This is a genomic window from Gemella haemolysans, from assembly GCF_001553035.1.
Classification (GTDB): Bacteria; Bacillota; Bacilli; order Staphylococcales; family Gemellaceae; genus Gemella; species Gemella haemolysans_B.
The window spans coordinates 1-7,489 of the sequence record NZ_KQ959979.1; the positions used below are offsets into that span (position 1 = coordinate 1).

Annotated in this window: 3 protein-coding genes; 2 read left to right on the top strand and 1 reads right to left on the bottom strand. The window is 30.6% G+C overall.

What is annotated here, in order from left to right; all coding sequences use genetic code 11:
- Positions 1-2,565, top strand: a 2,565-nt coding sequence (locus HMPREF3186_RS09215; RefSeq protein WP_197415030.1) for a pneumococcal-type histidine triad protein, incomplete at its 5' end; no start/stop codon positions are given.
- Positions 2,566-2,881: 316 nt separating this feature from the next.
- A complete protein-coding gene (gene serS / locus HMPREF3186_RS06620) occupies positions 2,882-4,162 on the top strand; it encodes a serine--tRNA ligase (protein WP_060914478.1) in 1,281 nt (426 codons plus the stop codon).
- Between the two features lie 156 nt (positions 4,163-4,318).
- Here serS and HMPREF3186_RS06625 read toward each other — a convergent pair.
- Positions 4,319-7,489: pneumococcal-type histidine triad protein (locus HMPREF3186_RS06625; protein ID WP_060914479.1), on the bottom strand; the 3,171-nt coding region annotated here is incomplete at its 5' end.

The following is a 7,489-nucleotide window of genomic DNA, read 5'->3' on the forward strand; positions in this document are numbered from 1 at the left end:
CCTGCTGAAACTGTTAAACCAGCTCCGGCTATCCCAACTCCTTCTTTACCAGATGTGAATAAAGTAAAGAAACCTGCTGAAACTGTCAAACCAGCTCCAGCTATTCCTACACCAACTTTACCTGAAGTGAATAAAGTAGAAAAACCTGTTGAAGATGTCAAACCAGCTCCAGTTATCCCTACTCCTTCTTTACCTGAAGTGAAAAACGAAGAGAAACCAAAAGTAGAAGAACCAGTTGTAAGACCTAGCGTTTTATCATTTGCAGGTGTACAATTTGAAACTAGTGATGGATTTATTTTAAATGAAAATACTGTTGGTACTCCGACTTCATTAGGATTAGTGATTGATCATAATGGACACCAACATTTTGTATACTATAAGCAACTAGTGAATTCTAAATTTGAAAAATTAATTCCTGAAAAATATTTAGAACAAGCTAAAAAAGAGTATAAAGAATTAGAAGACAAAGTAACTGAAAAAATAAATTACTTATCAAGCAAAAATAACATCGATAAAAACACAATTAAATATGTATCTACAGCACAAGGAGATGCTCTTTCATATGACGGTAAAACAACATTATTAGATAATATTAATGTTAACGATGTAACTGAGGCTCCTACTGAAAAGCCAGCAGAAAACAACAAAGAAGAAAATAATACAGAAAATAAAGAAAATTATTCTGAAGAAGTAATTAAAAAAATTAATCATCTTGCTAAAATACTAGGAATTGACCCTAAACTTATTAAATTAGTAGAAACTGAAAACGGTCAAGCATTAACTTATCCTCATGGTGATCATAGTCACACTGTATTATTAAATGCAATTCATATTGATGAGACTGACGTAAATATTACTGAAGAAATTCAAAAACAAATTAATTACATCGCTGAAGTCTACGGTGTACCAAAAGAAGCTGTTAAAGTGACAAAAGATTTCTTCGTATTTAATGAACCAGCTCACGCTTATGATCCAACACATATTCACCCATACCTAATTCCTCGTGAGAAATTCCATATTCCAGAGGTTACAGGTGACGATGAAGTGGATTTTGAAAATGAATTACTTGCCTTATCAAAACGTACAGGTATTCCTGCAGATAAAATTAAACGTGATGGCGATAAATTTGTAATTCCTCATGGAGATCATGATCACTTTGTTAAAATTTTATCTAAAGGAGCAGACATCTATTACAAAAATAGAATTCCTAATATCACAGGAAACTATGTTTCTGGAGACTTCGATAAAGAAGCTGTATTCAAACGTATCGAGGAACTTAAAGCTAATAACCTTGCTAAACACAGCAATGATAAAAAACAAGCAAACCGTGTAAATCGTGCACTAGATCAATTACGTGCAACAATAGAAGAATTACCAACTAACTCTACTAATGGATATCTTGCGATGTTAAATGATTTTGACAAAAAATACATCCAAGAAAAAGCTAATGCGGATACTTCTAAAAATGATGAATTAGTTAAAAAATATAATACTCTACTAAATAGAATCAAAGACACTGATATTGAAAAATATGGTCTTTCAAAAACTGACTTAACTAACGAGTTAAATGAAGCTAGCTCAAATAAAGATGCTAATACACTAAACAAAGTTAGTCATATGTTAGATGAACTTCAAAAATTCGAAGATCGTGAAAGTATTACAACTGTAAGTTACATTAAATACTTCTTAGAAAATATAGATAGTGATAAAATTGATAACCAACTACGTGAAGAACTTGCTTCTCTTGTAAAAGATTCTTATGAATCTCAAGCATTCATCACTAAAACACCAATGAGAACACTTGTAACAAGACTTATTAATGCTAAAAACGCTCTTCACTACGCGCTAGAACACAATGAAAGTTCAAAAGTTGAATTCGGTGAAAAATATAATAAATTAAATGAAACTGACAGTGATGGTGTAACACTACGCTCTTCAGCTGATCAATTCACTAAAGAAGCTAACGATCCTTCATTCCCAATTGAATTCTCTAATGCCAAATATGATAAAGCAGATTTTGAAAAATATGCAAATAAAACAACAGAGAAACCTGAATCTGCTACTCCAGCCACTGAAGTGAAACCAGAAGAAAAAGATAATAACACAAACAATGACAGTAACACTGGAAATCAACCAAACAATGAAGTAAGTACACCTAAAGAAGAAAATAATACGACAGATAATAAAAAAGTAGAACTTACTCCAGAAGAAACTGCAAAAGTAAACTTACTTGCAGGAATCTTTAAACTTTCTACAGATTCATTAAATATTATTGAAACACCATATGGAAAAGCGGTGAACTTCACACTTGGCGGAAAAGCTGAAACGATATTAATTAATGATATCGATAGATTACTTGCTGCATTATTAGCAAATGCTAAACCAAAAGAAGCTTCAACAGAAAATAAAAATAGTACGACTCTTAACTCAGAAAACGAAGTTTCTAATGGCAATAGTAATACAACTACAGTAGAACCAAAAAACAACACAGAAAAAGAAGAATCTTCTAACAACATAACTACTCCAACAGAAGAAACTTCAAATAATTCAACAGAAGAAAAATAATCTAAAAAGACTTGACAAAAAAGATAAAAATAGAGTAAAATTATATTAAATAAATATATAAAATTTGATTATAGACATGTTTTAATCTAAGAACATTCCCAGAGAGAGTACAAATGCTGAAAGTACTTATTGTTTATTTTAAAATTCTACTATAAATAATATCAAATTAAATTAAATTTCAAGAATCTTTTAGATTGAATTTGGGTGGAACCACGGTATATAAATTAATCGTCCCTTGCGTCTTTGACGTAAGGGACTTTTTATTTTACTTGTAAAGATTCAATCAAAATAAATTATTTAGAAGGAGCATACAATTATGTTAGATATTAAATTATTCAGAGCAAATCCTGAGATGGTAAAAGAAAAGTTAGCAGCAAGAAACTTAGAAACAGATGTAGTTGACTTACTTATCGACTTAGATAAAAAACGTCGTGAGCTACTTGTACAAGTAGAAGATTTAAAAGCACTTCGCAACAAAAAAAGTGAAGAAATTGCTATCTTAAAAAGAAAACGTGAAGATGCTTCAGATGTAATCGCAGATATGAAACACGTTTCTGATGAAATTACAACTCGTGATATTGAAGTTAAACAAATCGCTGAAGAAATTAATGAAAAAATTATTAGAATCCCTAACCTTATCTCTGATGAGACTCCTATTGGTGAAGATGAGGATGAGAACATCGAAGTTCGCCGTATTGGACAAGTAAGAGAGTTTGATTTTGAACCGAAGGCTCACTGGGATTTAGTTGAAGAATTAGATATTGCAGATTTCGAACGTGCATCTAAAATTTCTGGAAGCAGATTCGTATTCTACAAAAAAGCCGGAGCATTACTTGAGCGTGCACTAATTAACTTTATGATTGATACTCACGTTGTTGAACACGGATATGAAGAATTTATGGTACCTCAATTAGTTAATAGAACTGCTCTATTCGGTACAGGTCAATTCCCTAAATTCGTTGAAGACGTATATACAGTAGAATCTGAAGGTTTAACTCTTATCCCTACTGCAGAAGTTCCATTAACAAACTACTACAATGGAGAAATCTTAACTGAAGATATGTTACCAAAAGGTGTTACAGCATTCAGTATCTGTTTCAGATCTGAAGCAGGAAGCGCTGGTCGTGATACTCGTGGATTAATCCGTCTTCACCAATTTAATAAAGTAGAAATGGTTCGTTTCGCTAAACCTGAAAATTCATATGAACAATTAGAAATAATGACTGGACATGCTGAAAATATTCTTAAAAAATTAAACTTACCATATCGTGTAATTACTTTATGTTCTGGAGATACTGGATTCTCTAGTGCTAAAACTTACGATATCGAAGTATGGTTACCAAGTTATAACGCTTATAAAGAAATCAGTTCTTGTTCAAACTGTACAGATTTCCAAGCACGTCGTGCAAATATGCGTTTCAAACGTGAAGACACTGGAAAAGTTGAATTCCTTCACACATTAAATGGTTCTGGATTAGCGGTAGGACGTTGTCTAGCGGCTATAATTGAAAACTACCAAAATGAAGATGGTTCTATCACAGTACCAGAAGTTCTTCGTCCATACATGCGCGGAATCACTAAAATTGAAAGAGATTAGTTTTATACCCTATCAAATATAATTTTTCTTTTCATGATAATGCCAAGAGAGATCTTTTAGACTCTCTTGGCATTTCTTAATTTTACTAAAGTACAAAAAAGTAGTGAATTAAGATTCTCTCCTCTCAATTCACTACTTTATATGTTGCGATATAGACTATATATCTATTTGAGTTTTTTCAAATTTATCTAACGCTTGTAAATAACCATCTGTTGCTGTAACATGCCAGGCTAAGCTAACTTCTCTAAAGTTATTCAACCAATTTAGTACTTTTCTTAATTTCACTGGATTATTAGCAAGTACTGTCTGAGCTTTATTTTCTAATTCTGTTAATCTGCTATTGACTACAGCTTCATCAATATTTCCATTTACTTTAGGAATATCTATATAAGGTATTTTGTTTTGATTATATAGTCTCCATCCAGGACTCTTAATCGGATAATAATGGCTATGATCACCATGATTTACTATCATTTGACCATCTTGAACCTGTATATGTTCAACTGTTGTGTTCATACTACTTGCCAATGCTGTTATTTCTTTTTCAAAATCTCCTTCTAAATCTGAGCTCATCACTGGAACAGTTATATCACTAAGTGCAAGACGTTTAGGAACACCGTTATAATTAAATACTAACGTATTACTCTCAACTCTAATATCACTTACATTTATTCCGTAAAATAATGCAATATAATTTTTCTTACTATCTATAGTTGCTTTATCTTCGGTTGTTGTTGCTTCATCTTTCTTAGCTAAAAATTCTTTTGCTTCTTCTAGTTGTTTAGCTGATAAATCAGATTTTTTAACAAAATGATTATGATCACCATGTTTTACAATATATCCATCACCTTCTTCACTAACTATATTATTCACATCGAATACAAAATCGTGTTCTTCGGTTTCAGTATGATTATGTGTTTCTAAATCATGGTTTACCTCACTATTAGACGGCTCCGTTACTGAAGTTTCTTTATTCGTATCCTCAGCAGTTGGAGTAACTAGGTTATCTTTAACTTGTTTTCTTATTTCACTTAATTGTTTTTCTAAATCAATCTGTTTATTTCTACTTTGATCTACGCTGTAAGACATATCAAGATAGATAATACGAGCTTTTTGTTTTAATTCATCAGCAACTTCTGGAGCCAGTTTTTTCTCATCTTTAAGTTTTAATATCTCTTCCTGTAGTTTTTCTGCCTGTTCCGTAATATAGTCTACAGATAAAGTATAATTTTCTTTTATGTCTCCACCTTCGACTTTTTCAAAATTACTCATTATTCCTTTTGGAATATTCCCACCACTTGGAATTTCTAACTCTTCTTTTGGAACAGTATTATGACTTATATCTAGGTATTCTAAAGTTTTATTTTTTTCTTTTAATGCTAATGTAGATACATAGTTATTTGACATTGTTAAGTATTTTAGTGCTGTAAGATTATTTACATTTTCCATTGTTCTAATAACATTGTTATTAACCGTTAAGTTAATCAATTTATTTTGTTTATTAGATGGAAACTCACTAATTTTATTTCCACTAGCATCTAGATTTTCAAGCGCAGATAGTTTATTAATGTTATTAATTTCTTCTAATTTATTGTTTTTAATTTCTAGACTTGTAATTGTACTATTCTCAAAATCTAAACTGTCAATCTTATTATTGTTAACTTCTACACTTTCTAAAACTTTAGCATTTTTCAAATGAGATAATGTTGTTATTTTATTATCATTTGCCACTATTTTTTTCAACTTAGGTAAGTTAGAAACAACACTTAAGTCCCTAATATTAGTATTGTTTACTGTTAATTGCTCTAAACTATCATTTTTAAGAGTTGCTAATTCTAAGCCACTATTATTAGATAAGAATAAACGTTCTAATTCATTTTTACTACTCAATGCATCTAATTTTGTAATATTATTATTTTCAAGGCTAACTGCTCTTAAGTGATTTAAATCTTTTAGAGCAGAGATATCTTTAATTTTGTTATTGTCTAAATTCAATGACTCTAAATTAGTAAGATTTTTTAGTACATCAATATTCTCAATATTATTTCCTGCTGCAGAGACTAATTTTAAGTTCGGATAATCTTTTAAGAATGAGATATCCTGTATATCATTTTCAGAGAAATCAATCCCTTCTAGTGTTGGTATATTTTTTATAAATGAATAATCCTTAATACCAGTTCTTGATACATATAATTGTTTCAATTTTTTGAATTTATAAACAGGTGTTATGTCATCGATAGAAGTATATCCAATACCTAGAACTTCAATATTTGGCATAAGATCCAATCCATTTCTTTTAAGTGGATCTTTGTTTTGACCTATGTTTAGATACTTAACAGTTTTCAACCACTCTTTCATTCTCTCTAGATTTGTCTCGTGTGCAGGAAAATCAGTATCAGCTGATGCGTGTTGAATATCATGAATAATATCATCATCAAATCCTAATTTTTTCAGCGTCTCAGCTCCCGAATTACTATGTGGATCTGCCAAAGGTTTTGATGTATCTATGTCTTTAATCAATATAGTATGGCTATGATCTCCATGTGGATATACCACCGCCTTACCTTCTGCTGTTTCAATTAATTTTATAGAACTTTTATCTATATTTAATTGTTTAGCAACATAATCGATTTTTTCTTCAATTTCTTTTTCCTCTACTGTATTTTCATTTTTCCCTTCTGCTGAATTATTCGGTGTCTCTGTATTAGTAGTTGCAGAATTATTGCTTGAATCATTATTTGAAGAATTATTTACTTCAGTGTCTAGAGTATTCGAATTATTCGTCTCTATATTTTCTTTGATATTTATATCTTTTAACAATTCCGTTTTTCCATTGTATGAAATTGCATCCCCGTTTGAAGTAATAACATAACTAAATTTATCTTTAGCTATATTATTCTTTTTAGAAAGATAATTAATTTTGTCATTAACTTCTTTTTCTAATTCAGCATACTCATCTTTTGCTTTATTCAAATATTGATAAGGAATAAGTTTTTCCCACTTAGAATTAACTAATTGTTTATAGAATATAAAATGTTGATGCCCACTATGAACTACTAAAATACCTGTTGAAGTTGGTGTTATTATACTTTCATCAGATAAAATAAATCCATCACTAGTTTCAAATTGTACACCTGCAAAAGATAAAATGCTAGGTCTTACAATCGTTTCTTCTACTTTTGGTTTCTCTTCTTTTTTCACTTCAGGTAAAGTAGGGGTTGGAATAACTGGAGCTGGTTTGACAGCTTCAGTAGGTTTTTCTACTTTATTCACATCTGGTAAAGAAGGAGTAGGTATAGCCGGAGCTGGTTTAACAGTTTCAGCAGG

Bases quoted from the DNA above. Each gene is read 5' to 3' on its own strand.
- serS (WP_060914478.1), top strand. From the start codon at position 2,882: ATGTTAGATATTAAATTATTCAGAGCAAATCCTGAGATGGTAAAAGAA.